This is a genomic window from Lacticaseibacillus parakribbianus (genome assembly GCF_025490915.1).
GTDB lineage: Bacteria > Bacillota > Bacilli > Lactobacillales > Lactobacillaceae > Lacticaseibacillus > Lacticaseibacillus parakribbianus.
The window spans coordinates 1-3,037 of sequence record NZ_JANQBA010000026.1; the positions used below are offsets into that span (position 1 = coordinate 1).

Sequence of the window (3,037 nt, forward strand, 5' to 3'; positions counted from 1 at the left end):
AAGCGCGGCAGCTTCCTACCCTCGCAGGCAGTCACCCACCAACTACTCTCGGCGTTGAGAAGCTTAACTTCTGTGTTCGGCATGGGAACAGGTGTATCCTTCTCGCTATCGCCACCGCACTTCTATTTACTTAAGGGACGAACAAGGCTCCGCCTCGTTCGGCCATTTCGCTAAGCGCTTCGCGCTAAACGAAATTGGCTTGCTCCCTCAAAACTGGACATCATTGTTTTTTGTCTTGAACGCGTATTCGTTACGCTTTTAGGTCAAGTCCTCGACCGATTAGTACTGGTCCGCTCCATGCATCGCTGCACTTCCACTCCCAGCCTATCTACCTGATCATCTCTCAGGGGTCTTACTTCCTTACGGAATGGGAAATCTCATCTCGAGGGGGGCTTCACACTTAGATGCTTTCAGCGTTTATCCCTTCCATTCATAGCTACCCAGCGATGCGCCTGGCGGCACAACTGGTACACCAGCGGAACGTCCATCCCGGTCCTCTCGTACTAAGGACAGCTCCTCTCAAATTTCCTGCGCCCGCGACGGATAGGGACCGAACTGTCTCACGACGTTCTGAACCCAGCTCGCGTACCGCTTTAATGGGCGAACAGCCCAACCCTTGGGACCGACTACAGCCCCAGGATGCGATGAGCCGACATCGAGGTGCCAAACCTCCCCGTCGATGTGGACTCTTGGGGGAGATAAGCCTGTTATCCCCAGGGTAGCTTTTATCCGTTGAGCGATGGCCCTTCCATACGGAACCACCGGATCACTAAGCCCGACTTTCGTCCCTGCTCGACTTGTCAGTCTCGCAGTCAAGCTCCCTTATACCTTTACACTCTGCGAATGATTTCCAACCATTCTGAGGGAACCTTTGGGCGCCTCCGTTACATTTTAGGAGGCGACCGCCCCAGTCAAACTGCCCACCTGACACTGTCTCCCGCCACGCTTAGTGGCGCGGGTTAGAGTGTTCATACAGCAAGGGTAGTATCCCACCAATGCCTCCTCCGAAACTAGCGTTCCGGTCTCTACGGCTCCTACCTATCCTGTACAAGCGGTACAAACACTCAATATCAAGCTACAGTAAAGCTCCATGGGGTCTTTCCGTCCTGTCGCGGGTAACCCGCATCTTCACGGGTACTATAATTTCACCGAGTCTCTCGTTGAGACAGTGCCCAAATCATTACACCTTTCGTGCGGGTCGGAACTTACCCGACAAGGAATTTCGCTACCTTAGGACCGTTATAGTTACGGCCGCCGTTTACTGGGGCTTCAATTCTGGGCTTCGCTTGCGCTAACTCATCCTCTTAACCTTCCAGCACCGGGCAGGTGTCAGCCCCTATACGTCATCTTACGATTTAGCAGAGACCTGTGTTTTTGATAAACAGTTGTTTGGGCCTATTCACTGCGGCTGACCTTGCGGTCAGCACCCCTTCTTCCGAAGTTACGGGGTCATTTTGCCGAGTTCCTTAACGAGAGTTCGCTCGCTCACCTGAGGCTACTCGCCTCGACTACCTGTGTCGGTTTGCGGTACGGGTAGATCATTTCTAACTAGACGCTTTTCTAGGCAGTGTGACATCGGACACTTCGCTACTTAAATTTCGCTCCCCATCACAGCTTATCCTTAAGGCAGTAAGCATTTCACTCACCACCAGACTAACTGCTTGGACACCCGTTTCCAGCTGGGTGCTTGTCTTAGCCTCCTGCGTCCCGCCATTGTTCAAACAAAATGATCTAGTACAGGAATCTCAACCTGTTTGCCATCGACTACGCCTCTCGGCCTCGCCTTAGGTCCCGACTAACCCTGGGAGGACGAGCCTTCCCCAGGAAACCTTAGTCATACGGTGGACAGGATTCTCACCTGTCTTTCGCTACTCATGCCGGCATTCTCACTTCCATACGCTCCAGCCGTCCTCACGATCGACCTTCAACGCCTATGGAACGCTCTCCTACCACACGACCAAAAGGTCGCATCCACAGTTTCGGTACTATGCTTAGCCCCGGTATATTTTCGGCGCAGGGTCACTCGACTAGTGAGCTATTACGCACTCTTTAAATGGTGGCTGCTTCTGAGCCAACATCCTAGTTGTCTGTGCAACGCCACATCCTTTTCCACTTAGCATAGATTTAGGGACCTTAACTGGTGATCTGGGCTGTTCCCCTTTCGACAATGGACCTTATCGCTCACTGTCTGACTCCCAGAGTAAGATGATTGGTATTCGGAGTTTATCTGAATTCAGTAACCCTTGACGGGCCCCTAGTCCAAACAGTGCTCTACCTCCAATATCCATCCTCTGAGGCTAGCCCTAAAGCTATTTCGGAGAGAACCAGCTATCTCCAAGTTCGTTTGGAATTTCACCGCTACCCACAACTCATCCCAGCATTTTTCAACATACACGGGTTCGGTCCTCCAGTGTGTTTTACCACACCTTCAACCTGGTCATGGGTAGGTCACTTGGTTTCGGGTCTACACCAACATACTACGTCGCCCTATTCAGACTCGCTTTCGCTACGGCTCCGGCTTTTCACCTTAACCTCGCATGTTAGCGTAACTCGCCGGTTCATTCTACAAAAGGCACGCCGTCACCCATTAACGGGCTCCGACTAATTGTAGGCACACGGTTTCAGGAACTATTTCACTCCCCTTCCGGGGTGCTTTTCACCTTTCCCTCACGGTACTGGTTCACTATCGGTCACTAGGGAGTATTTAGCCTTGGGTGATGGTCCACCCGGATTCCGACGGAATTTCACGTGCTCCGCCGTACTCAGGATCCTGAACGGAGGCTAACAGATTTCAACTACGGGGCTTTCACCCTGTTTCGCGCAGCTTTCCAGCTGACTTCGTCTATCCGCTAACTTGGTAACTCCAATGTTCAGTCCTACAACCCCAAGAGGCAAGCCTCTTGGTTTGGGCTGTTCCCACTTCGCTCGCCGCTACTATGGGAATCGCGTTTGCTTTCTCTTCCTGCAGGTACTTAGATGTTTCAGTTCCCTGCGTCTGCCTTTCATGTGCTATGTATTCACACATGAATAATCACCT

2 rRNA genes (1 of these 2 cut by a window edge) are annotated in these 3,037 nt (G+C 52.1%); both read right to left on the reverse strand.

Features of this window, described 5'->3' with window-relative positions:
* Positions 1 to 2 precede the first annotated feature (2 nt).
* Positions 3 to 119, reverse strand: a 5S ribosomal RNA gene (gene rrf / locus NUH19_RS12870).
* A 139-nt stretch (positions 120 to 258) separates the two neighbouring features.
* Positions 259 to 3,037 (reverse strand): 23S ribosomal RNA (locus NUH19_RS13225) (it continues 162 nt past the right edge of the window).